We start from the raw sequence: 25,684 nt of genomic DNA, 5'->3' as shown, positions 1-25,684 counted from the left end.
GCGAGAACAGCCAGTAGAGCGTCTGCGGTGCGTGGGTAGGTTAGCAGGGGACCCTACGGGTGTAGCCCCTAAGGGGGAAGACAATAACGGCCGGAGCCAGAACGGCTCCGGCCTACCGCACCGCACCACACAGCACGTGGAACCTACAGAACAGTCGTAGGACGCCCTCTCGGCCGTGAGAGCGCGGTATAGCCGTGAGAGGTACCCCGAGAAAGAAGGTTGTCAGGTGGCCTTACGACGTCCCTGTACGGAGAGCCTTCGCGCCGATGTCGACGATAGGCTGTAGGATGAACTCGTAGACACCGCGAGCCGCAGCGCTCCCGTCCGCGATGATCTCTTCGACCGGCGGCTCCCAGTAGCCGAGTGCCACGATCGCGATGAGCGTCACGACCACCGCGACCGCGACCGTCGCCGCTGACCCCGCCGCCGCCGCGCCGGCTCCCGCCACCGCGCGGTATCGACGGAACCGCAGCAGCACGACACCCGCGAGGATCGCGAGCACCACCGACTCGCGGAAGTACTCCGAGAGGAACTCCCCGATGAACAGCGGCACGTCAGGTGTCATCGTCGTCCTCCGTCGAGATCCGCAGCCGGTTGACCGTCTCCGGCGTCGACGCCTCCGCGCGCCACGCCGACAGCGCTCGCCACCCGAGGATCAGCGCACCGGCCACGATCACGATCCCCGCCTCCTCGGCGATCGTCGTGAACACCTCCGGCGCGAGTGCCTGGATCCCGAGCACCGCGACCACCGCGGTCGAGCCAGCCCACACCCGGAGGTCGAACTGGTCGAACTGCTGTAGGACCAAGAACATCGCGACCGGGACGCTCCCGAGGGAAATGATCAGCCGCTCCGTCTCGGTGAACGCGCCCGACGTGAGCAACCACACGCCACCCGCGAGCGTCAGGCCCGCGAGCACGAGTTCGTTTGACAGCGCGCGGCCCAGAAGCCCACCGGCGCGCTCGCCTACACTCGCTGCCGAGTCCGCGACCGCGTCCGAGGCTGTGCCCTCGTCGAAGAGCTGCGTCCGCCGTGCCACGAACGTTAGTCCGACGAGGCCGGCGAGACCGATGATGAACACGCTCGGGCCCGGGAGGAAGCCACCCAGCCCGCTAAACGGCGACGACGTCGTCACCATCGGCGCCGCCCCTGCGATCGCTCCGCCGACGCCACCGTCGGAACTCGTCACGGTGCCGTCGTCCTCGCGGAACTGGATCACCTGCGTCTCCTCGGAGTCCTCCGCCGAGAGCGTGAGCGGGCTCGACGCCATGCCCTCGTCGAGGACGATCTCGCGCGTCTCCGACCAGAGGACGTACGGCTGTCCGTCCTTCGCCTCGGTGAACGTCACGTGGTAGCTGTCTCCCGTACTGCCAGCCGACGAGACACGGTAGACCGGCTCTCCCTCGTTCAGCCGGCCGTCCGGAATGTCCACGTCGATCGCTCCCGTCTCGACGTCGAACGCGAGCGGAAGCGTCCGGAGTTGTGCCTCGCCGTTGTCCGGCGCGTTCGGGATGCGAATCTCGTTCGTCCCGTCCGCGCTGATCTGCGACGCTTCCTCGTTGCTCCACGAGGCGTTCGCGAGGTAGTGGAGCTGCTGTCCCTGTTCGGTCTCTCCGACGCGGAGGTACACGTCGTCCGACGGGCTGTTCAGTCGGATCCGGCTGTCGAGGTCCTCGCCAGCTGCCGTCGCGTTGATGACCTCGAGGTCGGCGCCGTCGACTTGCACTTTCGAGCCGGCCGCCGAGATCTCGGTAGTCCATCCAGCTTTCACGTCTCCGAGTTCTACGACGACCGACCCGTTTTCGAGGCGGTGCGTAGGGTTCGGCCGCGGACTCGGTGTCGCTCCCGTCGAGTCCTCGTAGGTCACCGAAATATCCCGGACGGAGACGACGCTCGACGAGGCCCACGGGACGCTTAGCGTCGCGTTCGACGTGTTCTCGCTCCACGTCTTCGAGGTCGTGTACCGCTCCGAGAACGCCTCGGCGGAGTAGTCGATCGTCCGGCTCTCGGAGACATCGTGGGTCACGTCGACGCCCACCTGTGGGACCGGTCCGCTCGACACCGACGGCAGCGACACAGAGAGGTCGTTCGTCCCCTCGTTGATCCACGAGTCGTTCACCGGAAGCGAGGTGGTCTCGCCGTCCGATAGCGTTCCGGAGTAGCTCGCCGTCTGACCGTTATATTCCACGACGGGATCGCGCGTCTCGCTCACCTCTGTCCACGACGCCGACACGTCGACCGGACCGGACGCCGATACGTCAGCCGACTGCGCGCCTGTCGAGAGGTCCACCTGTCCAGTCTTTGTATCTCCGGGAGACATGACACCCGACTCGGAGACGGTCGATCCACCGACACTAACGGACGGGTTCTGTGTCTGGATGACCTTATCATAAGATAGCGACGCGTCAACAGTCCCTCCGCTTATCCCGTCAATTGTCACTCCGTTGGTGTTACTTTTGAGCGGGATCGAGGTCGATTCCCCCATACTGAGTGATTCTGAGTCCCCCGTATCTGTCGACGCCGTGACCGTCCCCGGCGACATCCCCCGCAGCTCGTAGCTTTGGATTTTGATCGTGCCATAATCCGGGTTATAAAACTTGACAGTCACATCATTATCTACAGGAACAGAGCCAATATCTATCGTTATACTCTCTTTTTCACCATCTATGACCGTATAGGATCCTTGCTTCTCACCGTCGATATACACCTCCATGTTAGAATCATCGAGACCCGCGAGATTAACATATGTGTTAATATACACTTGCTCAATTGTATCTATACTGTCTGTTGAAACGGTCGTCTCGCTTGTTCGCTCGCTCTCCGAGTATTCGTTGTCATAGATCCACTCACCAACAGACTTTGAGGCGGTGTTAGCGCCACCAGCAACCGACAGTTGAATATTGTCAGCGGGGACGTTACCCGTGTCGACGGCAAGCGTCCCAGAACTTGTGAACGTGTCACTTGTCGATTTTGCGGTCGTCTCTCTCACTCCGGTAATAGTGACGCTCTCGTTGCGGGGAGCCGTGTTGCCGTCGACGGAGATCGGGAGAGTGCCTGATCCCGACGCACTCATGGATGCCGAGTCCGGTGCCGTGTTCTCGACGCCCGTCAGATCGATCGATAGGTCGGAACCACCGTTCGGCGCCTCGTAGCTGATCGTGTCGCCGTCGACAGCCGGACCACCCGAGACCGAGAGCACGCCGTCGAACGTGACCGTGTTCGTCGAGAACTCCTCAACGTAGAACGCGGCCTGTTCGCCGCGCGCCTCGATCGGCGTCGAGTACGTGCCGTTACTCTCGTGTTTTACGCGAGCCACCTGCGGCACCTCGCCCACGTGCTCCTGGAACCACGCCGTCTCGATCGCGACCCAGCGTCCGTCGTGGGTTCGGTCGTCCTCGAGGACGATCGCCGGATCACCGTCGACGACGTCCGTTTGCACGCTCATCGTTTGTGAGCCCGCGCTCGTTCGCACGTCACTCGGTGCTGGCGGTGCCGAACTCGTCGCAGCGCCTAGACTATTCGACACCACGTCCCGCAGGTCGTTCCCGTCGACCGGGTCGTAAGTAGTCCCTGAGACAGCCTCCTCCGTGGAGTTGTTCGTCGCATCGCCCGCGAACGGCGCCGCGGGCATCGCGACCGCGGCCACGACTAGCACGGCCGCGAGTGCGAGCGGTTTCACCGCGCCCGCCGGTATGTGTAGCCGCTCGAGCGTCCCGCGGAGCTGCGGCTCGATTTCCTCGACCGACTGTGCGACCGCCGACCGGACTCGCGCCACGAGCGCGACCAGCGTCGTCTTCAGCCACGCGATCAGCTCTCGGTTCTGTTCCTCCTCGTCGTTGGTGTCGGTTGGTGTCTCGTCAGTCATGGTTCACCCCCTCCCCCTCCCCTCCTCTTAGATACGCGCGCGTGTGGGCCTCTCTGTGCGCGGTCGCGAGCAGTCGCGTACCGGTCGATCTCGGCAGGACCGGTTTGTTTCGACGCCGAATATCGGCGTTTGTAGCCGTCAAAACAGCCAGATACCGGGGTCTGACTAGCTCTACAACGCATCCAGCGCCTCCTCCCGGCGCGGGTATCGCACCGAGATCTCGCCCCGGAACCGGTAGTTCCGGTATGGGTTTGGCCACTCGACCGGCGTGTAGTTCTGGTCGCGCCAGATCACCGCCCGACCCGTCCGGTCCGCGAACCGGTTCACGTAGTGTTTGTCGATCGGTACGTTCCCGATCCCCGACAGCGACGGTGACGGCGGCGGGGGCTTCGGCATCGTCACGAACCACCGTGTCTTCTCCCGAACCCCCTCGTCGACGCGGGCGACGCTGTGGGACAGCGGGATCGTCGAGAGGTTCTTTTTCCGTCCCTTCCCTTGGCTGACCGGGTAGCCCTTCACCTTCCGGTTCTGGTCGTTCTCGTCAGCCTCCGGGTTCAGCGGGACCAGGTCCGAGAACTCGTCGAGGACCATCGTCGTCGGGTGGAGGAACTCGTCGTCCTTCGCTCTCGTGTCCATGAACGCGAAATTAACGTCACGGAGCGGCGTTACCTCCGCCGGCTTCTCCGCCTCTCGGGCCGGCGTGTACGTCGCCATCGTCTGCTTTTCGCAGCCTCGGAACAGCGGGTCCGGCAGCACCGCGTAGAGCCCGCCCGGGACGATCTTCGTCATGAGGTCTCGCGGGTTCTTGTACGTGATCGTGTCGCGGAACACGTCGGTCAGCGAGATCTCCGTCGTCGGCAGCGTCGGGTTCCGCGGCTTCGCGTGGACCTCGTAGTCGATCCCCGCCGGCACCGCGACGGTCATGTACGGCGCGAGCGGGAGACACTCGAGCTCGTCGAGCGTCAGCATCCACAGCAGCGTCTCGTTGTTGATCTCCGGCATCCGGATCCCGCCGACGACGTTCGCGAACGACGTCTTCCCGCCGCCCGGCTTCGAGTGCGCCCAGATGTCGGTCCCGCCGTCGCCCATCGCCGCGAGGACGTGCTCGTTCTCCGGCTTCGCGAGCCACTCGAGCACCTTCCGGCGCGGCGCCGGCTGCTCCGCGATGATGTCGTCGTCGAGCCGCCCCTCCTCGAGCGCCCACATCTCCGCGTCGTCGACGTGAATGATCGCGTCGAGGTACGAGCTCGGGTACCGGTACACCGGGTGCGCGTTCTCCATCCCGTTCAGGCGTGCCGTCCGCGACAGGCTCTCGAGCTTCTTGTGAAACGGCTTGAGGCTGTTCCCCGCCGCGTCCTCGAAGTCCTTGTAGATCCGCTCGCCGTCGTTGTGGTACTGAGCGAGCCGTCCCCACGACTTCGAGCCGGCGTGATACCGCGCCTGCCGCGACTTCTCCCACGGCGCGAAGTCCTCGTGGAGCCGTTCGATCACCGACTCCTCGCCGCGCTGTTCCTTCTGTCGACTGCTGAATGATTTGCTCATGAGTTCCACGCTTCGTGTGTCTTCCCGCTGCTATCCGTCCGCTCGCCGCCGTTCAGCGTCCGCGCGGCCGACAGGAACGGTGGCAGGAGCGCGCCGACCGCGAACCGGTACCGCGTCATCTTCGCGTCTCGTGACTCCCTATCCAGGAGCGCCTCGAGGAGTGGCGGCGACGACACGATCTCGTTCAGGAACCCGTCCGGCGTCTCGCCGTTCGTCGGCGCCGCCAGCGACCGGACCCAGCGCCCGACCGCCCGCCGGTCCTCGAAGCCGTCCCATAGCGCGATGAGCGCCCCCGCCTGGCTCCGGTCGAGCCGGCGGAACGCCGGGCGCATCAACGGGTTCCGCTCCGAGTCCGGGTCGACGTCTTTCCAGCTGTCGCCCTCCTCGTTCTCGACCCGCTCGTTCGCGCGCTCTCGGAACTGCTTGTACGCGAGGTCGCACGCATCGTTTAGTTCCTCGACCGTCCGCATCCGGACGTAGCGCCCCTCCGGTGAGTCGTCGGTCGCGAACAGGTACTCGAGGATCGTCGACAGCGGCATGATCTCTTTCGGCTCGATCACCCGCTCGACGTGTCCGAGCGTGCGGATCCCCGCCGCTTGGTACCATGTTAGCGCCGACCAGTACGTCGAGAAGCCGTCCGCGAGCGGTTCGACCGCCGGATTCCGACGCGTGTCGCCCGCGTACAAGAGCCGGTCCTGGTCGCGGTCGAGGACGTCGAGCGCGGGACGGGTCGTTCGCGTCTGACCGCTGTCGTCGCTCTTAGACATCGTCCTCCTCCGTGTCGCGCCGGCCGGCGCGACGGTCCGACTCGTCGACGGGCCGGTCCTCAAGCTCGGAGCCGGCGTTCTCGTCGACGCCGGTCGCGCCGAGGTCCATGTTCACCTCGTCCTCGAGGAGCCGCCGGATCATGCTCGCGTCGCGCCGCGAGTCGACCTCGCGGGCTTCGAGCGCCGTCGACGTCCGCTCCTGCCAGACGATCTCCTCGTACTCCTCGAGCGTCTTCGCGTCCGAGTGCTCCGACTGCATGACCGTTAGAGACGCGTCCGCGGTGACGTCGTGGCGCGGCGCCGGGTCGAAGTCGATCGACCCGTCGACCGCCTCGTAGCTCTCCACCGCGAGGAGTACCACGCCGACCGCAGCGCCGACGACGGGCGTGTTCGCCACAGCGGCCCCTGCCTGCCACCCGATGAGAGGCAACGCCAGCGCGCCGACTGTGAGCAACCCGTAGAGCCCTCTCGTCACCGGCGACAGGCTCTCTCCGTCAGCCGGCTCCGGGAGCCGATGCCACACCGGCATCCGCCGCCGGAGGTGCGCGGGCTTGAGGTCGACCGCGTGGTCGCTCTCCGGGTCGACGTACACCTTCTGACTCGCCGACCCGTTCACACTCACCCGCGTCCGAAGATCGGTGAGATCGAGCCGCGCCGCGCTCGAGAACAGCCGGGCAAAGAACGGCCGGAACCCCTTTCTCGGGACCAGCCGGCCGTTCCCGTCCGGCGCCCGTATGGTCTTGAGGAGCGACAGGTCCTCGAAGAGCTCGTCGTAGTAGCCGTCCTCGTCGAGCGATATCCGGTCGCTCGTAGACGCCGACGACTCCGCACCCCCGTCCGGCACCGCATCCGGGTCCGCCTCCTTGTGCGTCTGACCGCGGCGCAGGTTCAGCGCCTCGGTCAGCTCCTTCCGCTCAAAGGCGATGTTCTCCGTCGGGTCACGTATCCGGAGCCCGCCACCGTACGCGATCGGGAGCAACGACAGGCCGAACAGGATGTCGACGTGCTGTACCACGACCGCGAGCTCGTAGTAGAGCCCGGCGATCGCCAGCAGCACGCCGACGCCGGTCAGGAACCCGTACGTGCCGAGTGAGTACCCCGGTCCGCGGCCCGCTCGCTTCAGCGTCGCTCTCGCCGCCGACAGCCCGACCACGATCGACGCCACGCCCGGCAGGATCGCCGTCCGGAACACGTACCACCATGCATCAGCCTGCGTCTCGATCTGTACCTGCTGGCTCGCTGGCGCCGACGCGTGGGTGAACCGCCAGCGAGCCCCGTCGACGACCTGACCGTCACGCTCGAGCCACATGGTCGCTTGCACCGACTCGTTGTAGTGCGAGTTCAACGCGATCGGCGCCGACGCGTACCCCGGCTCGACGTCGACCGTCGCCCGCTGCACCTCCTGATCGGCTGCGTACTCGACCGTGGTCCCGTTCACCGTCCGGGACTCCGCCGACCAGTAGACGATCACCGCCTCGTACTCGCCGGTCGCCGACCCGCCGAACACCGTCGAGTAAAGCTCGACCTCGTCGGTGTTCAGTGTCTTCCCTCGCTCCAAGAATATCGGCTGGTTCTCCAGCGGCCCGGCCGGGACGTGCCGGAGCGCTATCGCTCCTCCGGGCTGCGAGCCGTCGCCCACGTACCGCACCGACGGCGGCGCTGCCGCCGGCTGGTTCCCACCCGTCCGCAGCTCCGAGATCTCGAACGGTCCGGGCGCGTCGAACTCACCGCTTCCGCCCTCGACTTGTGCCGGCACCCCAGCCGCCATAGCGGGCATCGCCGCCCCGAGCGCGGAGAGCACACAGAGGACCGCGAGGCTTACCGCGACGACCGCGGCGCCGCGGCTCATCGACTCGCCTCCGTCGCCCGCTCTCGGTCGTCGAGAGTGTCCGCGATCAGGTAGGCATCCGTGAACGCGAACACAGTCAGCGCCGCACCGACGACCATCGCAAGACCGTTGAATGGCGCATCGAACCAGTGCTGGAACGTGAAGACGACTAACCCTATGAGTCCACCAGCAACTGCGAGAGACCATCCACCGGTTGTTTCCGGGATATCAGGGAAGTAGAACGACACTACTCCTCACCTCCGAACGCCGCGTAGCCGACGGCGAAGACGACGACGCCGATCAGCAGGAACTGCAGCCCCGACAGGTCGCCGAGGTAGCCCCCGGTCCCGAGCGAGCCGAAGATCCCCGTCACCGCCGCCAACGCGAACCCCGGATCGGAAAGGACCGCAGTGATCAGGTCGTCTCCGAACTGCAGGCCGACACCCAGCCCCGCGACGCCAGCCGCCGCGCTCGTCGACACCGCTCGCGACGCCGCCCCGGCGCCCGACGAGGCCGCCGAGCCGGCCCGTGCAGCCGCGTCACGACTTCGCTCGACGCCGACCACGTAGACCAGCGCGCCCACCGCGAGCACGCCCAGCGCCAGCGTCACCGCCGACATTGTTCACCTCCGTTCGTTCGTGTCCGATTCCACTCAGATCGTCCGCTGTGTGTGCGTTTCATACTTCTCGATCGATGTTGCTCCAGATCTGCTGACCCAGATACGCCAAGAAGACGAGAGCGGCCGCGACGACCGCCCACTCTCCCGTTGACGACGGCGGCAGGACCTGGGGGAGCGTCAGCGCCCCCACCGAGATCGCCGAGAATAACTGCGGCCCCGAGGCGATGAGCGCATCCGTCAGCGCCCACACGACCTCCGGGTTCAGCACCGCGGCGATCGCGCCAAGTCCCGCCGACACCTGCGTCAGCGGATCCTTCGCGATGTCTTTCAGTGTCACTCTGTCAACCCTCCGAGCTGCAGCAGGTCGGCGACGATGTACACGATCCGACGCAGCACCACGATCGCCACGACGACCTCCGTGATCACGACCGCCGCCACGACGACCGGCGTGAACGGTCCGAGCACCCCAGCCGCCTCGAATACGGCCGCGTTGAGCCCGCGGATCGCATCCAGGATCGTCGTCCCGAACGATGCTCCCGCACCGCCGAGTGCCTGAGCGACCGCGACCGGCACGTCCGCTAGTCCGAGCGTCTCGCCGGGCGCGTTGAACCGCCCCGGCTCCGAGCCGCCGAACAGCAGGAGGACGATGTCGACCAGCTGCGAGACGACGCCGAACACGACCTCGAGGAACGTCGTCAGCACCGCGCCGACGACGAACTGACGAGGCGAGCTCGCGAAGTCCTCGAGAAGACTGACATCGTCGATCAGAGGCTTGAGACCATCTATCCAACCGGGGATAGAGGGACCGTCATCCGCCACTCAGATCACCTCCTGGATCTGTTCGATGCCCCGGGCGACCACGAGGAACGTCCCGAGAACGACCGCGAGGCCGACCGGGAGCGAAAGCGGGCCGAAGGTGTCCACGTTGAACGACCATGCACCGCGGATCGCGGCGATGCCGGTCCCAAAGATCACTTCGATCAGGCCCGCCTCTCGAGTCGGCCGCCAGCCGACGCCCGGGATCCGGAACCACTCCGTCGCCCCCGCGAGGAACTCGCTGACGCCGTCTATCAGGCCCGTGACCGCGGCCGTGAGGCCGCTGACGACCGTGTTCACACCGGCGGCGACAGTGAACACCGCCGTCCCGACGATCGCTCTCGCGAGCCGTCCCACGTCGACGCCCGACGCACCCGACCAAGAGACGCCCTCGATAGAAGTGACGCCGGTCAGGAACGACGACTCGTCGACGTCCACGTCGGTCGCGTCGTCGCCGTCAGCCACCGCTCACCACCCCCGCGAGCGCGCGGTTGGATCGCGATGGGTGCCGCATCAGTCTTCGTCCTCGTTCTCCTCGGTCACGCCGAGCGGGAGTCCCGGGATGTCCGGCGCGTCGCCGAGTCCTGGGATCGGCAGCGTGTCGCTCGTCTCCGACTGTTCGAGGAACTGCGTGATCATCCAGAACGCACCCAGCACCAACACGACGCCGACGAGGATCGCGAACGGTCCGAACTGCGAGGCTGTCGCCGTCGCCGACGCCTCCGCCGTCGTCTCGATGATCCCCAGCGGCGCGAGGAACGCCGAGTCGACAAACTGCGTCACCGACGACGCCAGCGCGTCGAGCGGCGCGATCACCAGCCCGAACGCGCTCTGGATCAAGTTCACGCCGCCGGTCGCGAAGGAGACGAGCGTGCCGAAGATCGCCCCCTGTAGGAGCGTCCCGAGAGAGCCTCCGCCATTCAGGAACGAGATCGTCCCCGTGAGTACCGAGTTCGCAGACGGGTCGTCCCCGCTCGGTAGCTCGTCGGCGGCTCCGGACATCAGGACCCTCCGCCAAAGGCGCGGATCCCGACGAGACCCGCCAGCGCCGAGAGTATCATGCCGGGGAGCGACGTGATGAACCCGACGATACCTCCGCTATTCGACGACATGATCGCCGCCCCGCCGCCCGAGGCCGCGTTCTGAATCGCCGAGACCTCGTCGTTCGTCAGCGTGACGTCGTACGAGATCACGTACTCGGTGTCCGTTGAGACCGTCGAGTCGAGCGAGACCTCGTCGCTCCCGTCGTAGCTCGACGCAACCGACGAGTAGTCGATCTCGGAGAAGTCCGTGTCGCCGGTGTCCTCCGCGAAGTCGACCGCCTTGTAGCGCTCACTCGGGAGGGTCGGCTCGTCGACCAACTCCGGCGAGGAGTACGAGAGGTCGAACGCCGTCGGGAGCTCCAGCCGGAACGTCAGCTCACCGAGCTGGTCCCACTGCGGGAAGTCGCTCGACGGGCCGAACTCCGCGTTCACGTCCTCGTCGTCCTCGAGGTCGCTCGCCGCGAACTCCGCGTCCGCGGTGAGTCCGTAGATCGTCGCGTCCGACATGACCTCGTCGAACGTGTCTACGCCCGTCACCGAGTACGAGCCCCGCGGCTCCGTAATCGTCACCGTCTCTAGCTCGTCGTCGTCGTCCGTGTCCTCAAGCTTCTCACCGAAGGTGAGTGCGCGCGTGCGCTCCGCGTCGAGGACGGAGACGTCGGCGTCGATGTCACCGTGCAGCGAGACCTCCTCGGTCGACCCGAAGGAGCCGTCGCCCGACCCCTGAAGCGTCATGCTGCCGACCTGCTGCTGCAGGACCTTCCCATCGCCCGTGCTGTTCGCGAGGGCCGTGTCCGAGTCCGCGTTGGCCGACGAGTCGTACAGCGTGACCTCGACGTAGTCGCCGTCGCCGTCGGTCACCCGCAGCGTCGGCGTCCCGCTCGCCGAGTTGATGTCCGCCGCGATCGTGACGTACGACTTCTCGCCGTCAGCGACCGAGACGTTCGTGTACGACGCCGAGTCCGAGGTCGCCGTCCCGGCGTAGTTCAGCGCGTCGACGCCCGCCGCGGTCGTCGAGTCGCTCACCGTCGCCCCCGAGGTCGTCCACTCGCTCGCGTCGAGCGCCGACGCCGAGTTCTCGTCGTCCTCCGCGTCGAGCCGCGGGAACGCGTCGCCCTGGTCGAACTCGATCGCGGTCGCCGTCAGCGTGACCGGGTTGTCGTTCGACTCGTTCACCGAGGCCGGCAGTTCAGTTGCCTCGCCGCTGTCGTCGTAGTACTCGAGCGCGCTGTCGAAGTCCGCGTTCGACCACTCCTCGACCGTCACGTCCGTGTGGATCGCCGGGTTCGGCGTCTTCGCGTCACCGCCCCAGCCGATCCCGCCCGCCGCCGCTACCGGCATCGCGACCATCGACGAGAGTACCGTCAGCGCCAGCAGCGCCGCCAGCCCCGCCTTCTTGAGATCGATGTTCATGCGATTCCTCCGTAGCTACCGCTGGTCCGTCTTCGTGTCATGAGAGTGTGGTAACAGCCGTGTTTGCGTGCCAGTTCGACATCGAGCGGGTACCGCTCGCGGAACTCCTCGAGGTACGACGCGAACGCCTCCGAGACCGCGATCCCGTCGGGAACGCGGCTCACTCGAAGGCCCCCCGCATCCGGGTGGGGGTCACGCCGACCCTCCGCGGTTCCGCCAGTCGACCCACCGTTTCGATCCGTCGTCGGGCTCTTTTGACGAGCCCCTGTCGTCGTCGGTCATACCAGTTTTCGACCCGGTCACCGGGTCGATAAAAAGGACAAGTCGGCAGGTCGGTGATAAAACGGCAGAACCCAGCGGGTGTGAGACCGACTCGCTTAGATCGTCAGCTGGCCCTCGCACTCGGGACACACCGCGGTCCCGCCCGTTGAGCCGTCGTCGAGGATTCGATACTCGTCACCCTCATAGTCGCACTCGGTACAGCGGTACGTTCCATCCGTCTCTTGCTCACTCGACATCCGGGATCACCTCGTTCGCGAGTAGTACGGCGATCGTCATGGACATCGCCGTTGTAGCGACTGCTGGTGCCGAATCCGGGAACGCCAACATTGGAATCAGATACCCCGCGGCGAAGAGAGCCATGCCGGCCCACGTTCCCGGGTCGAGTAGCAGTTGTCGTACCCGTTGATTAGGCCCGCCCGACTGTTGATCGCGGGTCATCGTGCTGGTCCTCCGTACGGTAGACCCGCGGCTAACATCAGTACGACCGTGGCGCGGAACCCGATGAAACCGAGGAAGTAGATCAACGCCAGCGCCGCGAGCAGGAACCAACTCGCGTCGATGTGGATGTTCATCGTGGAACACCTACAGCCTCTTTCTCGTTGGAACTCATGCGAACCCAGCCTCCTCGAAGGCCGCGTTCACGACGTCGGGCGTCGGCGCGTTCAGGTACGGTTCGATCGCCTGGAAGGAGTCCCAGCCGCCGACCTGCATGACGACCCGCGGGTTCACCTGTTTATCGACGAGGAGCCGCTGCGCGAACCGGCGTCGGAGATCGTGGCTCGATACGTAGCGAAAGTCCTCATCGCCCGTCGCGTCGGCCGCGCGGTCGGCCGTGCGTTTGACCACCGCCCGGATACCGCTCTCGGAGAGGTCGACGATCGGCTCGTGACGCCCCACGTCTTCCGACCGGACGTACCGGTGGATGTCGCCCTCGACCTCTCGCGGGAGATAGGCGTCGCGAGGCTTCCCGCCGCTGCTGGTCGTGTCCTTCCCCTCCGGGACGCGGAGCCGGAAGTGGTCGCCGTCCGGGGTGCGTTTGACGTGCTTCGGGCACACCTGCGGGATCTCGAAGGCGCGGAGCCCGACGAATCCGCCGAGTTGAATCACGAGGTCGTCCCGGATGCTCCCGGCCGCCCGCCGCAGCTCGTCAAGGTCGTCGTCAGTGAGCCAGCATTTGAATTGATCCTCCGCTTGCGTTTGCTCTAGGCGCATACGATCTTGCTAAACAAGATTGCATATAATACGGCAGAACCCAGCCGGTGACCGGCGTGATCGGGGCGGTTTTCGGCCGGTCGTTGACGAGTTGTGTAAGAAGTCGGCCAAAGTGAATTTACCAGCTCTTAGCTGTGTGGCCGGAACCCTATCCGGATGGATTACCGGACCACACAGCTGATTACCGCTCTCTTATGATGGTGAGGATAACAGAGGAACTCAAATTGGAGTATCTGTGTGATCGAGCAGTTCAGATAGTGGGTCGCGTAAGCTCTCAAATAACTGATCAACAAATGGCTCATACCTATTCGTGGGATCTGTGTTCAGTGTTCGAATCAAGAGGCGGCCCCGATTGCTATCACTGCTGTTCTCATAGACGAGATCATGTTCTTCCGTCTGCTTTTTTGGATAAATGAGGATCCCAGGAACATCTGCGTAAGCTTGGTACGTTGCAAGTTGGTAGAAGTCCTCACTGGAGGGTTTCTTGTCGGTTTTCCACTTTGCGTCGCCGACTGCGATTACCGGGTCAGTTTCTTTAGATTCTACTTCCCGGCGGATGACAAAGTCAGGCTCTAGGTCTCGAGTCCCTCTCTCATCATCGGCTCGTTTGGCGATGGTTCCCAGATCTTTTTTTGACATTCTATATGGAGTACCGTCCAGTGTCGTTTCCACGACCTGCTGGACCACTTCTTCGAAAACAGTCGGCATTGGGAAAACCATCGACGGAAACGGTCTCGTAGATTCTGTAGTATCATGGAGGTATTCCTGCTCGAGAATCGCCTGAGAAAGCAGTAGCGCAGCGCGATAGTGATCATTGAGGCGACTGAGTGAAATTTGTTCTAAAGCTTCTAGAGGGTGTACACTAGGAGCAACAACAGGCTTGAAACGCGCTTGTGCTTGTTGTAGTCGAGCGCGTAGATCGGCGTCAGTAATCAGGGGAAGTACCACATTGACCGTCTTTACCAACACTTGGTTTATCGGGATGTTAGGTGTGCGGTCTTGGTACTGACATTCGAATTCTGTCGGAACAGGACCATGTTGCTGGAGTTGTTTCTGCACCTGAATTTGTCCCCGGACGTGTCGTTCAGTTGATTCCGTAGTCCGATAGTCTTGGTCGAGCCCCTGCCGGTGAAGGTGCTCAATTTCTGTAAGGAAAAGTTGTCCAAGGAGGTTAGTCAGGGAGTCACCTAATTCGATCGCTCCAGGATGACGGTCTCGAACGATTTTATCATTCACACGCCCAGCATACGCTAGCAAGTACAGCAGTGAGGTCTCTACTTTTGGTGTAATAGAGAGTATTTTGCCGCTCGGAAGCCCAATTACCCCGACAGTGTTGGTAACTGAGATAGTCTGTGTATCGCCCTTGTCAATAAGTGAAACATCATCATCCCACTCTTGCTGGAGGTATGTGACATCCTCGCGAGATAGCTGTAACTGCTTCGAGTCGTTTTCTACGACCTTGTGGACGCTCCGTTCACCACGGTTATCGTCCAAGATATTCCCACCGGTTCGCATTCTCAATCCTCGTTGATTACGTCACTCGAGTCGTCTGAAGACTGAATACCAACTATCTCTCCTAAAGCCGAATATATTTCAGAGGGCTGTATTTCGGGACGAACTTCGCCAGTGTTTGTGTCAAACAGCACATCTGCGACTGGTTCATCATCGTCATCGTTGGTCAGTAGATCAGCCCGCAGACGGTCCACATTACCGAAGTAGTACTCTTCTAATAGCGGAAGAATGTCGAACTGCCACGTATCACATATATCAGTAGTGTCCTTTACGCCCATCAGATATGTATGACCGAGCCGCTGCCCTCTTCCTGGATCACCATCGACAATCCGTTCGTTAAGTGTCTCGATAGCTTTGATAGAGCGTGCTAGGAGGGATTTCGGTGTGATAGATGATTCTTCTGCGAGGGTATCGATATCATCCTTATCTGGATTGAGCAGCGACGATTTCTCGATAATAACCTGTGTGTCCGGTGGGAACGGGTGGAACGAGAATCGCCTTCGGATAGCAGCGTCAATCAGCGCGATCGACTGGTCTGCGGTGTTCATCGTTCCAATAATATAGAGATTCGGCGGCAGTGTTAGTTTCTCTCCAGAGTGAGCGGCTTGTACTGAGGTCTGCTGAGGCTCATCTAGCCGTTTATCGCTTTCGAGTAGAGAGATCAGTTCACCCAGAATTTGCGGCACGTTTCCGCGATTGATTTCATCGATTATGAGGACATACCGCGGTGGCTCATCCCCATCAGTCCGCTCATATGCGTCACGAGCTTCTTCGTATATTTCCTTAAACGTGCCTGCTTCATACTTGTATGTAACTGCGTCTTCTCCGGAGGATTTCGTCGCAGTGAGTCCCTCAACGAAGTCCTCATAACTGACTGATGGATGGAAGGTGACCGTTTGTACCTGAGTGTCTGTTGGCGTGTCGGTTCGTGAATAGACCCACTGGCGGGCGAGTTCTGTGGCGGTGAATGTTTTTCCAGTACCTGGAGGTCCGTAGAAAATGAGTTGACCAACGTCGCCGAGCCGACGCTTCAGTGAATTAGGTACTTGGAACCCATCAGACGGGTGAGGGAGCATTCCAGGGAGTTCTTCAGGAGGTTCCAGATGCTGTAACTGAGGACGCATCTCTTCGGTTAATGCCTCAAGAAGGTCTACGAGGGTATTGAATGAAGCGTCGACCTTAGAGAAGCTCCTGCTTGCTAGGCCCTTTCCATTGATCCGGTTCGCAATCTCATTTGCGGTCGTCCACGGGAGACAGCCGTCCATCAACGCATCAAACTCAGCTTCGAACTCTGACTGGGTCAGCGTGAATACTGGACGATTTAACGCAAGCCGATCGATGTCTGCGGTGGTGTACAACTTCTCGAGATTGAGGAGATATGGGTTCCCAAGATCATCAGCTTCGTCGAGGCCCCATCGCTCCCTTTTAATTGATTTTGAGTTGACAACCCCTCCGCCGATAAGTCCTGCTGGTACGTGTTCTGCTGTTCCGTTCGCTCGGTCTTCTTCATTTTTCGCATGAAATAATACAACGTCTCCCTTGGAAATTCGTTCCCAGACAGATTTTTTTCCCCTCCACAGTAGCACCGCACCACGCCGGTGTATGGTCAGGTGATCACTCGGGTTGAACGAACACACATAGACCGAACCATCCCCCGAGTCATGGAACGATTTCACGAGTGGATGTGGTTCCCACTCCGTTCCCTCCGCTCTGAGATATTCGCCCGCTTCACGAGTCAGGTTGAACAAATATCCGGAATTAAGGCCAGAGTCGTGAACCGGATAATTCGAAATCTGGTCGGCATCAGCTGCCAGTACCTCGAATACCTCTCTAAATAACAGCGGTCGTTCAAATTGGGTGAGATCAACTTGAACTCGCTGTCTGAGTTTCTTTTTTTGCTCTGACTCCGTGCTATCCCAGTGGATTGACCGGGTCCCGCTTACCGAGGAATAGCCAATGATTTTCCCTCCCGAATAGTGGAACACCGTATCGCCCGGAGAGAGCCTTGAGATGTCGTGTGTCGGTTCCTTCGTTCGAACAGGAGCCTCCAGTATTTCCTCTTCAATGTGGTGGATTTTACTCGTCTGGTTGACCCAGTAGTATGGAGCTTCATCGGCGTTCGCGGATGAGTTGAGGATCTCAGGCCAATCATCTAGAGACGTGAGCGACTCAATGATCGCATCGCCGGCTGTATTCGAGAGATCTACTTCGGTTAGGAGTTGCGTCAAATATTCTCTCTTAAGAGGGGTCGAGAGATTCGACACGGCGCCGCGGATCTGCGATTGGGCCGCCTCAGGCTTCGCGCCTATGGCATCTCCCAAGGCTTCCCAATCTTCAGAGTATGGCTCCGAAAGGTCGCGTTCCAACGCCTCACAGTACAACATCCACTCGTAGTCGCTATCTGACCACAACTCCTGAGAGACACCCTTGATATTTTGCTTGTCTAAGTACCGCCAGATTCCACGCACCCCTCCAGGACTCTCTCTGACGAGCACCAAATCTCCCTCTTCGAGTCCCTCTGGGCTCTTATTTGCATCAACCCGAATCCCATGACACGGTTGTCCGAGATATTCCTCTGGGTGAATCGAGCTGTCAGTCGGACCGTTAGCGCAAACTTCCCAATTTGACGGTCCGATGTTGAATATCCACGTGTCGGTCTCTCGACTCATTGAATATACAATCGTGATATGCGAGGGGCATATCTGTACCGGATTTGGGAGTACAACTAGTACCGGCCAAGACCACACGCGGAACGCGCTCTTGGAACAGATCTCTCACGACCTCGTCGGCGTCGCTCCCGCGGTTCACGTCGACGGGATGGCTTCCCAACGGCGACACTACCGGCCTCAACAGTACCGATGCTGTGAGCTTGGGTATGACTGTATTTTGTGAGAATTGCCTCTTGAGTTGTGTGAGAAGTCGGGAATATTTATAGACTCAATTTGAGGCGGGGATATTATGCCGTCTCATACATAGATTCAACAACATGAGCGATGCTGAATATAATATTCCCGCCGAATCAGGGGTATCTACCACTGATATACAGCCAGAAGCGGATCTTAGCAATACCAATCTTTCAGGGGCAGCTCTGCGTGGTGCTGACCTTTCAGGTGCCGACCTCAGAGGCGTTAATCTTTCAGGCGCTGATTTGCGTAATGCTAAGCTTTTACAAGCAGATTTGCGTGATTCTCAGCTTATCGGGGTTTCCCTACGTGACGCCGACCTTTCTAAGGCAAAGCTGTGGGATGCTAATCTTTCAAAAGCCAAGTTAACCGGTGCCAAGTGCTCTGAGGCTGAAATGTGGGATGCTGATCTGTCTGAATCATTTTTACGTGCTGCTGATCTTTCGGAGGCAGAGCTGTCTGGCACTAACCTGTCAGAGGCTAACCTACGTGGTATCGATCTTTCTGAATCCTTGTTAATAGATGCCAACGTGTCAAAATCTGACCTAACAGTTGCTAATCTCAGCGGTTCCGATCTACAGGGTTCTAACTTTTCCAATACTACACTAGTGGAAGCCGATCTCTCAGGGGCTAAATTACACAAAACCAACCTTACAGAGGCAAACTTACGCCGGGCAAATTTGTCTAAAGCTGACCTGTTCAATGCCAACCTATCGAAAGCTGATTTGGGGGCAACAGATCTCTCCAAGGCAAAATTAATCGGTTCTGACATGAGTTCTGTTCTGCTTTGGGATACGTCACTTTCTGACGCGCTACTCTCACGTAACACAATAGTTGATCCTCCTAGGCACCGTCTCGAAGACGAATCTGTAGAGGATGAGGAGGCATTGAATTCTCCTGTTGACCTCCATGATGCTGTTGCGCGGGCAAATCATGAACTTAGATCCGCATATAGTAACAATGGTCTTGTCAAACAAGCGCGGGATGCTCGCGTTCGAGAACGTCGTGCTCGTCGGCAAGAGGCAAAGGCCGATGAGACAATACGGGGAACGATGGAGTGGGCAGGTTCAGTAGTATCTCTATGGACTACTGGTTATGGTGTCAAATTATTACCAGTAGTTGTACTTATGTTGGTTTTATTATTATCTTCGGCAGGGGCGTATTCGACAACTGAAATGGGACTTCAATATAGTCTGTATCGCTCTTGTGTAGCACATTGTTGATTTCAGAGAGTGGCTTTGACGGCGTGTTTGAGCGCTTTTCGTCCGGGTTTGTGGTAGAGTTCTTGNCGCTCTTGTGTAGCACATTGTTGATTTCAGAGAGTGGCTTTGACGGCGTGTTTGAGCGCTTTTCGTCCGGGTTTGTGGTAGAGTTCTTGTCTGAGTTGGAACGCTCGGAGATACTGTGTGAGGCGATCTTTTGAGATGCCTCGATGCGGCGAGAGCCACCGTCGCGCCAGCGACGCGTGGCTCTCGCAGGAGTTCACGTGGACCTCTTCGTCGGCGTACTCACCGTCTCCGTGAACGACGTATTCGCGGTCGAGTTGCTCGTCTTCAGTAAGCGGATCGTACGCACGAAATCCGTCGGTATAGACAGTGAGAGGCTCCTGCTGGCGGGCAGCCAGCAGGAGCCGGATCGTCGATTCGTCTGCGGATTTCGCCGGCACAACGTACCGTTGCTCGGTGCCACGATCCACGAGGACGAACACGGGCGGTTTGTCTTGATCATACGTTCCGCGTCCGCGTCGTGAGAGGCCACGAGAGCGCGACCAGCGGTCGCGCTCGCGGCCTTTCAAGCCGGCAGAGACGTAGAACTCGTCAATTTCAACCGGGCCACGGAGATCGAGNCTCGCGGCCTTTCAAGCCGGCAGAGACGTAGAACTCGTCAATTTCAACCGGGCCACGGAGATCGAGTGACGGCGCGTCGAGCGCTTCGGTGAAGCGCTCGACACGCCTGTGGATCGTTTTGTAGGTGACATCGATTTCGCACTGTAGTTGCCTGAGACTGGTGTTAAACCGCAAAAACGCGTAGATCGAGAACAACCATTTGCGGAGTGCGATCTTCGAGTGAGCGAAGATCGTGCCAGTCTTATCGTTGAACGTGCGGTCGCAATCCTTACAGAGATACCGCTGAAACTGCCCGTAGCTGCCGTTTCTGACCGTTCGGTCAGAACGGCAGCGAGGACAGGAAACGCCGTCACGCCAGCGAACCTGCTGTAACAGGTCCGCTGCGACCGATTCCGACCCAAACACATCTAGCGGAATCATCCGTGTCGGACACCGCTGACGCGGTGTCCTTGTCCTCTTCGACACGACAGCGACAGCTCGCCAGTATCAACAATCTCCTACGGAAGAGCGTAGTCTGTATTATAGTGTAGTTACGTTTACTACTTCACCACCACAACCTCCTGAACCGGGTATAATGCGCTTGGTTGCTGGCATTGAGACGTTCCTCGGAACGACAGCGATTATTTTCTTAGGCTATGTCTTGGGCACTCGCGAGCGTATTTAAGCACAATTTACATATCTCCACCGCGGACAGCTGGTGGCGCTGAGATCCTGATGTTGCCCGTTTCTAGACATGGCCGAATCAGCGGTACCGCGGATGAACCCAAACCAGCCCGCCACCATACGCCTCAACCCATGCCGATGGATCGTCGAGCTCACGCTGGAGTAGTTCCTGCTCACCGGCGTACACACCGTGTTTGTCGAATTGAACCGCGACAAGCGATCGTGAAGCAGTCTCGTAGTAGATCGCTCGCTCGGCCTTGTGTCCGATCCCGACGAGATCTCGACCTTCCTCGAATCTGAACAGATTCTCAGCCATTTTCGCGCTGTGGACGCCCGACCGCCGAAGTTGGAGCTCTTCAGCGAGGTTTACGAAGACATCGCGACGCCGAATCCCCTCTCCCGAGTTCGTCGTTGCCATATCTGTAGCACTGGCGGACAGGGTAAAGGACGTGAGCCATGGCCATGGAGTGAAACTGGAAGTGTTACAAATCGCTTCCTACCTTCGGAGCGGATTGCTCTTCAGAGTAGCACAGGACAGGTCAGTTGGAGTTTAACAGGTGTCTATTTTTGAAAGCTGAGTATTTGCTGCCTCAATGTGTTGATTAGCCTGTTCTGATTGATTGTTTTCCATCGCCTCTGAGGCCTGTACCATCTCGTCGGAAGCGTTTGAGCTATGTCGATACTCACAGTTCAAACTCTCTGCGTCACTGACTAATTCCTCAATATACGAGGTTATCTCTTGTACTTGGAGATTATCTAAATGGGTCTCAGCAGACACAAAGTGGTTTTCAGAATCCGCATAATGAGAGCGGGCAGTACCATATTCCTCATTGTCAAACGCATTTGTACCTAACTCAAACGCTCGATCCCCCTCAACTTCAGCGATTCGGGCGGGAACTATCTGGTTAAGCCAAGCGAGTTCCTCCTGAACCTCGGCAAACTGGTCTCCTGCTACGAGCATTTCTTCTTTATATTGATCACTCAAATCTGCCACTTCGGCAGCCTCCAGTACCTCATCTAGTTTTTCACCGACCTCTTCTAGTGAGGACCTGGTCGGTGAAATCTGCTCCTGAGCTTCTTGAAGGATATCTATCGCAGACTGATGTTGCCCATCGAAGTATTCATCAACCCCTGTATTGACGAGGCTCGTCAATCTGAGGTATTCCTCATTGTAATCGGCTAAGGAATCTTGGTACGATGCGAGCACACGCATTGCGTCGATATGATCACTCAACGAGCCGTCGTCATCCTGTTCAGCACTGTCAAGTTGACTGCGGGCCTCAGAGGTTCGTGATTTGACTTCTGAGGAACTGAACTCTACAGTACTTCCCTCTAACAATAGCTCTTGACGGACTTCATTGAATACCTCGGCGTTCTTTCCCAACAGCTCGATCGCCTTGTCATAGTGTTCTACTGCGTCCGCAGGCCCGACAGGTCCTTGCTCACTGTTTACTGACTCCGATTCGTTTTCGCTATCATCTCCAGAAGGCTCAGATTGATTTTGTCCATCTGAGGAACACCCCGCGAGCACTGGTGTGGCAAGCATTACCGAAGTGCCAATCAGCGTTCGTCTGTTCATAATGTTACCAAAAATACATTCCAAGAAAAAGCTACTGACAAACGACGTTTACGATACCTTACCTTCTGAAATCAGGATTGTGTGAAGTCCTGAACAGGTTGGCAGTATCGCTCCGTCTCTAATCAGTCGAGACCGTCGTCGTTTCGCTCGCAACCGTGTCGCCGTCAAGGAGCAACCGAATCGTGAGGTCGTGCGACCCCGAATCAACTACAATTGAATCCGTCAGGGAGACGTACTCCATCGAGGACGACCCCGGCTCAAGTTCCTGTGTTCCGTATGGATCGTCCGTCCGGGAGGCACCGCCGATCTCGATTTCCACAGAATCGTATCGAAGCGCGATATCGCCGTCATTTCTCACGGAGAAGTCCACGCTGGATAGCTCCGAGCTGTCGCTATCGTACTGATCGTAAAACGTCGCATCGACCTCGGAGATCTCGTAATCGATTCCCTCGAACTCGACCGTATCGGACGCGGAAACGGTTCCGTCCCCGGTGTCGAGCGTCACGGTCACCTCGTACTCGCCTCCCGAGTCCGCGGCGTAGTCCAAGCTGGAGTAGATCGAATCCTCCGCGAGCGTCTGTCCAGAGACCCCGTCGGCCGGGATCGTGACATCGCCCTCGGCGACCGTTTCACCGTTGACCTCAACCGTCGCGTCGTACTCCGCCTCGACCTCGCCCGCGTTGTCAGCTGAATACCGGACCTCGGTTAACCGACCCGACTCCCACGTCGAATCAACCGATCCGATCGAGACGTCCGCACCGGCGACGTCGCGAGTGAACTCGTCGGAGACGCGACCGGACGGGGAGTCTACGTAGACGTCGAACTGCGCCTCGCCGCCGGACTGAACCTCGTAGGTCGAGAAGAACGAGTCCGCTTCGAACCGGGCGAGTTCGCCGGGTTCGACGGTCCCGACGCCCGTTCCAGCCGCCTCCTCGCCGTTGTGTTCGACGGAAACGTTCGCCTCAGTGGGCACGTCGCCGGTGTTCCGAACTCGCACGACGACCTCCTCTAAGGCGTTCCCGGACCAGATCGGATTGACCTGTTCGATGTTCAGCGACGCCGGTTCGAGGTCCCGGGAGAAATCCCCAGAGAGGTTCCCGGCCGTAGTCACCACGGTGAGCTCACCCTCTACGAGACCAGGCTCCTCGAATTCGGCCACTCCGAATCCCGGCGAGATACTGGCAGTGACGCTCTCGTTCGCCTCAATGGGTCCACTAATGTAGGATTCGGCCTCGTTCCCATCTACCTGATAGGTCCCTCTCTCTAAGCGAGCCGGGAGGTCTCCGGTGTTCTCGACTGTCACCTCGACGGATTCCAGAGAATTACTCGACCACTGGTCGCTTACGTCCGATATCACCAGCTCGGGGCCGTCGAATTCGAGCGTCTCGCTCGTGAGCGTCTCTCCGCCTTCCCTGATAAGGAGCCGGTACTCGCCGCCCTGCGTGTCGCCCATGTACAGCGCGCTGCTGTTCTGTTCCGGTTCGATCCGCGCCTCGGAGACGATGTTCCCGTTCGGGTCCTCGAGCAACGCCGTCGCGAAGTCGTCGATCTCGTAGTCGAACGTCAGTGCGGGTTGTCCCTCGACGACGGTCGCCTCGGTGTCGGAGATCGACGGGCCGCCGATCCCCGCGAGTCCGCCGCATCCGGCCAAAAGCACGACCAGAGTGACGGCGAGAATAGGATACCGATTAGTTGGCATATCAAACCCGTCGATAGCGTCACTGAAAAAGATTTTATTTCCGACAAAACGGGAGGGTACTACCCGTCGCCGATGTCTTCTGAGTCGTTAGCGGCGAACCCGCCCGAGAGGTAGCCTACTACTGGCCTTCACTAATTTCATCTCTCGTACTGTATGTCAGACTCGTGGATACATCCACACTTGTCGGGTAAAGCCGCTTATTATCCTCAATGGTCATTTTAAAAACAAAACGACCACGTTCCCCGTTCTTCATCGCTTCCCATAGTTCGCTATCCTTCAGAATGAATGGGAGAACAGCGAACCTCTCATCATCACGACCGGGGATGATTTGTCCGCTGAAATCAGTTTCTTTCTCAAGATCTAACCTTGTCGATCTTCCGTCCGGCTCAAAGTGTTCTAGTTCTATTTTGAGGATACTGTCTTGAGGGCCTAAGACGACTCTTTTATTGCCCTCCTCATCCCATACCACTGCTTCGACCAGTTCTACCCCGCTTACTATGCCTTCTCGCCATCCACTGTTTGAAGCGACAATGAAGATCCTCTTAGAGCAGATCTCTTGATCATTGCTTCTGCCATCTCTCCAATCTGAGTCATCATTCAATACTAATCTCGATAGGGAGACGTGTGACTTCGCTCCGTATCCGTATCGGTAATAAAGCGCGATTAGGGGGACTACGACGCCTAAAATGGACCAAACGGGGATTGATCCGATATTCATCTGTGCTACTCGCCGATATCTTCTAAGTCCTCAGCGTCGAGCTCGCCTGAGAGGTAGTCGCGACCGCGGTCGGTGATCCGGTAGAGGCCTCGGTCCTCGTCGTAGTACTCGATTAAACCCGACTCGTGGAGCTTCCGCATCCGACTGCGGATGTGCGAGATTTTGTAATCGATGTTTGCCTCGACGAATGTTGGCGACGCGTTGAGCGGCTTGTTCCCGTCGTTCAGAAGAAACTCAAGGATGGTATCGTCGGCGCGCGTCATCCACTCCACCCGAGGCCGGCGCATTGGGTGGTTTCCACGCAAATCAGGGTGTTAGTTCGATTGGTTACGAACTCAGAGTGACTTATCAAGGTCATTGTAGCGTATCGTTCCATACACTAAAGTTAAGAACCCCGAACCCACACGTGTCAGTCACGGACCCACTCGCCCGTCTCGGACGTGGCGAGCCTGAAAAGGACGCGGGCCGCGCTGCGCCAACAGCCGGCCCGTGTGGGGTTCCGTGAGAGAGCACGAAACCCATGTACGGGAACACCACAGGGGGGCTTCAAACTCCCGACCGAGAGCACGAACAGCGTTTCACTACCACTCCCGACGCGCTCGCCGTTATCGTCCGCGCGGACCGCCACGCGCACGACGTGGCGCAGACCTCGCTCAGCGAGTTCGCGGGAGAGATCGACCTGTACCCCGAGAATCATGATTAGGACTCATAGCGACGGAACCGGCAAAACCCGCAGTATCGCCCGACGTGACGACTACGTTCAGTTTCACCGAGCGCCTTTGGCCGACCCCTTTTATAAGATAACGTCTCGCCCCGATATGGTCGAGATCGACCTTGACGAGGAGACGGATCGGTGGCAGTGGCGGTGTCCGGCGGGACACCGTTCGTGGGAACCGACGAACTACCATTTCTGGTGCGCGCAGTGCGCCCGGTCGAACGACACGGACGCCGAGCCGGAGTTCGAGGAGCTGCGGAACGTCCGCACCGACGAGACCTTCGAGCGCGACGAGGTCGAACTCGTGCGCGGCTCGGAGTCCTACGAGAGCCTCCGGGGTGGTCGCGCGTGAGCGATTCACCGAGCGAGTTCGCCCCGAAGCAGGTCACCGACGCGGATCTCCACGAGATCACCGTCCTCGACGATCAGAACCTCCTCGGTCGCCTGGAGGCTGCCGGGCAGGAGTCCCTGAAGATGGGCGAGATCGTCTCGCCGATTCTGTTGGCCGACCTCACGGAGACGTTCGAGGAGGAGTTCGGAGAGACCGACGCGCGGCTGAGTTTCGTTGAGGCGGAGGAGAGCGGGACGGTCCTCGTCTGCCTACGACCGTGGGACGGAGACGGTACCGAGGCCGTGGTCATGCCCGCGAAGGTGGACCGATGA

General features: G+C 59.9%; 27 protein-coding genes and 1 pseudogene. 4 read left to right on the top strand and 24 right to left on the bottom strand.

The annotated features are described in order from the left end of the window. Window positions 1–232 precede the first annotated feature (232 nt). The 18 genes from C466_RS09750 to C466_RS17335 all read right to left on the bottom strand — a co-directional run bounded on the left by C466_RS09750 (window position 233) and on the right by C466_RS17335 (window position 17,566). The gene (locus tag C466_RS09750) at window positions 233–565 is read right to left on the bottom strand and encodes a hypothetical protein (RefSeq protein ID WP_239641212.1); all 333 of its coding nucleotides are present in this window, start codon (window positions 563–565) and stop codon (window positions 233–235) included. After that, window positions 555–3,863, bottom strand: coding sequence for a hypothetical protein (locus C466_RS17340; RefSeq protein WP_239641211.1), 3,309 nt, complete (start codon window positions 3,861–3,863; stop codon window positions 555–557). The genes C466_RS09750 and C466_RS17340 overlap by 11 nt, the downstream gene beginning before the upstream one ends. A gap of 171 nt (window positions 3,864–4,034) precedes the next feature. Then, window positions 4,035–5,405 (bottom strand): hypothetical protein, encoded by a 1,371-nt coding sequence (locus tag C466_RS09740; RefSeq protein WP_004599774.1) that lies wholly within the window; start codon window positions 5,403–5,405, stop codon window positions 4,035–4,037. Continuing rightward, window positions 5,402–6,172 (bottom strand): hypothetical protein, encoded by a 771-nt coding sequence (locus C466_RS09735; RefSeq protein ID WP_004596373.1) that lies wholly within the window; start codon window positions 6,170–6,172, stop codon window positions 5,402–5,404. The genes C466_RS09740 and C466_RS09735 overlap by 4 nt, the downstream gene beginning before the upstream one ends. Then, entirely contained in the window at window positions 6,165–8,021 is a 1,857-nt protein-coding gene (locus C466_RS09730; protein ID WP_004596375.1) for a hypothetical protein, read from the bottom strand. The genes C466_RS09735 and C466_RS09730 overlap by 8 nt, the downstream gene beginning before the upstream one ends. Next, complete coding sequence (locus tag C466_RS16600; RefSeq protein ID WP_004596377.1) at window positions 8,018–8,248, bottom strand: hypothetical protein; 231 nt, start codon at window positions 8,246–8,248, stop codon at window positions 8,018–8,020. The genes C466_RS09730 and C466_RS16600 overlap by 4 nt, the downstream gene beginning before the upstream one ends. Then, window positions 8,248–8,619 carry a hypothetical protein gene (locus tag C466_RS09725; protein WP_004596378.1) on the bottom strand — a complete coding sequence of 124 codons (372 nt, stop codon included), beginning with the start codon at window positions 8,617–8,619 and terminating at the stop codon, window positions 8,248–8,250. The genes C466_RS16600 and C466_RS09725 overlap by 1 nt, the downstream gene beginning before the upstream one ends. Window positions 8,620–8,677: 58 nt before the next feature. Further along, window positions 8,678–8,956 (bottom strand): hypothetical protein, encoded by a 279-nt coding sequence (locus C466_RS09720; protein ID WP_004596379.1) that lies wholly within the window; start codon window positions 8,954–8,956, stop codon window positions 8,678–8,680. Next, entirely contained in the window at window positions 8,953–9,438 is a 486-nt protein-coding gene (locus tag C466_RS09715; protein WP_239641210.1) for a hypothetical protein, read from the bottom strand. Before C466_RS09715 ends, C466_RS09720 begins: the two co-directional genes overlap by 4 nt. Beyond that, a complete protein-coding gene (locus tag C466_RS09710; RefSeq protein ID WP_004596381.1) occupies window positions 9,439–9,900 on the bottom strand; it encodes a hypothetical protein in 462 nt (153 codons plus the stop codon). A gap of 48 nt (window positions 9,901–9,948) precedes the next feature. Further along, window positions 9,949–10,437, bottom strand: a complete 489-nt coding sequence (locus C466_RS09705; protein WP_004596382.1) for a hypothetical protein — start codon at window positions 10,435–10,437, stop codon at window positions 9,949–9,951. Then, window positions 10,437–11,891, bottom strand: coding sequence for a phage tail protein (locus C466_RS09700; protein WP_004596383.1), 1,455 nt, complete (start codon window positions 11,889–11,891; stop codon window positions 10,437–10,439). Before C466_RS09700 ends, C466_RS09705 begins: the two co-directional genes overlap by 1 nt. Then, window positions 11,888–12,055 carry a hypothetical protein gene (locus tag C466_RS16785; protein WP_158295143.1) on the bottom strand — a complete coding sequence of 56 codons (168 nt, stop codon included), beginning with the start codon at window positions 12,053–12,055 and terminating at the stop codon, window positions 11,888–11,890. The genes C466_RS09700 and C466_RS16785 overlap by 4 nt, the downstream gene beginning before the upstream one ends. 213 nt (window positions 12,056–12,268) lie before the next feature. Next, entirely contained in the window at window positions 12,269–12,409 is a 141-nt protein-coding gene (locus tag C466_RS16995; protein ID WP_004596384.1) for a hypothetical protein, read from the bottom strand. Window positions 12,410–12,607: 198 nt separating this feature from the next. Then, window positions 12,608–12,745: a hypothetical protein gene (locus C466_RS16780; protein WP_160163044.1), complete on the bottom strand. Its 138-nt coding sequence runs from the start codon at window positions 12,743–12,745 to the stop codon at window positions 12,608–12,610. A gap of 34 nt (window positions 12,746–12,779) precedes the next feature. Then, a complete protein-coding gene (locus C466_RS09695) occupies window positions 12,780–13,385 on the bottom strand; it encodes a site-specific integrase (RefSeq protein WP_004596385.1) in 606 nt (201 codons plus the stop codon). Between the two features lie 219 nt (window positions 13,386–13,604). Further along, window positions 13,605–14,900 carry an McrC family protein gene (locus C466_RS16105; protein ID WP_080505971.1) on the bottom strand — a complete coding sequence of 432 codons (1,296 nt, stop codon included), beginning with the start codon at window positions 14,898–14,900 and terminating at the stop codon, window positions 13,605–13,607. Between the two features lie 2 nt (window positions 14,901–14,902). Further along, window positions 14,903–17,566, bottom strand: a complete 2,664-nt coding sequence (locus tag C466_RS17335; protein WP_239641209.1) for an McrB family protein — start codon at window positions 17,564–17,566, stop codon at window positions 14,903–14,905. A gap of 317 nt (window positions 17,567–17,883) precedes the next feature. Between C466_RS17335 and C466_RS16095 the strand changes: the two genes are divergently transcribed. Then, window positions 17,884–19,023 (top strand): pentapeptide repeat-containing protein, encoded by a 1,140-nt coding sequence (locus C466_RS16095; protein WP_004596387.1) that lies wholly within the window; start codon window positions 17,884–17,886, stop codon window positions 19,021–19,023. A 92-nt stretch (window positions 19,024–19,115) separates the two neighbouring features. Here the strand turns inward: C466_RS16095 and C466_RS09685 are convergent. From C466_RS09685 to C466_RS09670, 6 genes and pseudogenes are all read right to left on the bottom strand, one after another. After that, window positions 19,116–20,067 (bottom strand): annotated as a pseudogene (locus C466_RS09685) (IS1595 family transposase). A gap of 322 nt (window positions 20,068–20,389) precedes the next feature. After that, a complete protein-coding gene (locus C466_RS09680; RefSeq protein ID WP_239641208.1) occupies window positions 20,390–20,728 on the bottom strand; it encodes a hypothetical protein in 339 nt (112 codons plus the stop codon). Window positions 20,729–20,860: 132 nt separating this feature from the next. Further along, window positions 20,861–21,889 (bottom strand): hypothetical protein, encoded by a 1,029-nt coding sequence (locus tag C466_RS16590; protein ID WP_152418561.1) that lies wholly within the window; start codon window positions 21,887–21,889, stop codon window positions 20,861–20,863. Window positions 21,890–22,007: 118 nt separating this feature from the next. Beyond that, window positions 22,008–23,417 carry a hypothetical protein gene (locus C466_RS09675; RefSeq protein WP_239641207.1) on the bottom strand — a complete coding sequence of 470 codons (1,410 nt, stop codon included), beginning with the start codon at window positions 23,415–23,417 and terminating at the stop codon, window positions 22,008–22,010. Window positions 23,418–23,706: 289 nt separating this feature from the next. Then, window positions 23,707–24,306, bottom strand: coding sequence for a hypothetical protein (locus C466_RS16585; protein WP_152418562.1), 600 nt, complete (start codon window positions 24,304–24,306; stop codon window positions 23,707–23,709). A gap of 5 nt (window positions 24,307–24,311) precedes the next feature. Beyond that, window positions 24,312–24,593, bottom strand: a complete 282-nt coding sequence (locus C466_RS09670; RefSeq protein ID WP_049908356.1) for a phage repressor protein — start codon at window positions 24,591–24,593, stop codon at window positions 24,312–24,314. A gap of 233 nt (window positions 24,594–24,826) precedes the next feature. On the opposite strand from C466_RS09670, the gene C466_RS09665 reads away from it, so the two are divergent. The 3 genes from C466_RS09665 (at window position 24,827) to C466_RS09655 (ending at window position 25,684) form a co-directional block, all read left to right on the top strand. Next, the gene (locus C466_RS09665; RefSeq protein WP_004596391.1) at window positions 24,827–25,009 is read left to right on the top strand and encodes a hypothetical protein; all 183 of its coding nucleotides are present in this window, start codon (window positions 24,827–24,829) and stop codon (window positions 25,007–25,009) included. Window positions 25,010–25,124: 115 nt separating this feature from the next. Continuing rightward, entirely contained in the window at window positions 25,125–25,373 is a 249-nt protein-coding gene (locus tag C466_RS09660) for a hypothetical protein (RefSeq protein ID WP_004596392.1), read from the top strand. Next, window positions 25,370–25,684: a hypothetical protein gene (locus C466_RS09655; protein ID WP_004596393.1), complete on the top strand. Its 315-nt coding sequence runs from the start codon at window positions 25,370–25,372 to the stop codon at window positions 25,682–25,684. Before C466_RS09660 ends, C466_RS09655 begins: the two co-directional genes overlap by 4 nt.

The sequence above is a fragment of the Halorubrum distributum JCM 10118 genome (assembly GCF_000337335.1).
GTDB lineage: Archaea > Halobacteriota > Halobacteria > Halobacteriales > Haloferacaceae > Halorubrum > Halorubrum distributum.
This window is presented reverse-complemented; position numbering and strand designations above follow the sequence as displayed.

Coding starts and splice junctions, on each gene's coding strand:
- C466_RS17335 (WP_239641209.1), bottom strand. CDS start 17,566: ATGAGTCGAGAGACCGACACGTGGATATTCAACATCGGACCGTCAAAT.
- C466_RS16585 (WP_152418562.1), bottom strand. CDS start 24,306: ATGAATATCGGATCAATCCCCGTTTGGTCCATTTTAGGCGTCGTAGTC.
- C466_RS09705 (WP_004596382.1), bottom strand. CDS start 10,437: ATGTCCGGAGCCGCCGACGAGCTACCGAGCGGGGACGACCCGTCTGCG.
- C466_RS16095 (WP_004596387.1), top strand. CDS start 17,884: ATGAGCGATGCTGAATATAATATTCCCGCCGAATCAGGGGTATCTACC.
- C466_RS16590 (WP_152418561.1), bottom strand. CDS start 21,889: ATGAACAGACGAACGCTGATTGGCACTTCGGTAATGCTTGCCACACCA.
- C466_RS17340 (WP_239641211.1), bottom strand. CDS start 3,863: ATGACTGACGAGACACCAACCGACACCAACGACGAGGAGGAACAGAAC.
- C466_RS09750 (WP_239641212.1), bottom strand. CDS start 565: ATGACACCTGACGTGCCGCTGTTCATCGGGGAGTTCCTCTCGGAGTAC.
- C466_RS09725 (WP_004596378.1), bottom strand. CDS start 8,619: ATGTCGGCGGTGACGCTGGCGCTGGGCGTGCTCGCGGTGGGCGCGCTG.
- C466_RS09695 (WP_004596385.1), bottom strand. CDS start 13,385: ATGCGCCTAGAGCAAACGCAAGCGGAGGATCAATTCAAATGCTGGCTC.
- C466_RS09660 (WP_004596392.1), top strand. CDS start 25,125: ATGGTCGAGATCGACCTTGACGAGGAGACGGATCGGTGGCAGTGGCGG.
- C466_RS16780 (WP_160163044.1), bottom strand. CDS start 12,745: ATGAACATCCACATCGACGCGAGTTGGTTCCTGCTCGCGGCGCTGGCG.
- C466_RS09680 (WP_239641208.1), bottom strand. CDS start 20,728: ATGGCAACGACGAACTCGGGAGAGGGGATTCGGCGTCGCGATGTCTTC.
- C466_RS16995 (WP_004596384.1), bottom strand. CDS start 12,409: ATGTCGAGTGAGCAAGAGACGGATGGAACGTACCGCTGTACCGAGTGC.
- C466_RS09665 (WP_004596391.1), top strand. CDS start 24,827: ATGTACGGGAACACCACAGGGGGGCTTCAAACTCCCGACCGAGAGCAC.
- C466_RS09670 (WP_049908356.1), bottom strand. CDS start 24,593: ATGCGCCGGCCTCGGGTGGAGTGGATGACGCGCGCCGACGATACCATC.
- C466_RS09740 (WP_004599774.1), bottom strand. CDS start 5,405: ATGAGCAAATCATTCAGCAGTCGACAGAAGGAACAGCGCGGCGAGGAG.
- C466_RS16105 (WP_080505971.1), bottom strand. CDS start 14,900: ATGCGAACCGGTGGGAATATCTTGGACGATAACCGTGGTGAACGGAGC.
- C466_RS09700 (WP_004596383.1), bottom strand. CDS start 11,891: ATGAACATCGATCTCAAGAAGGCGGGGCTGGCGGCGCTGCTGGCGCTG.
- C466_RS09730 (WP_004596375.1), bottom strand. CDS start 8,021: ATGAGCCGCGGCGCCGCGGTCGTCGCGGTAAGCCTCGCGGTCCTCTGT.
- C466_RS09735 (WP_004596373.1), bottom strand. CDS start 6,172: ATGTCTAAGAGCGACGACAGCGGTCAGACGCGAACGACCCGTCCCGCG.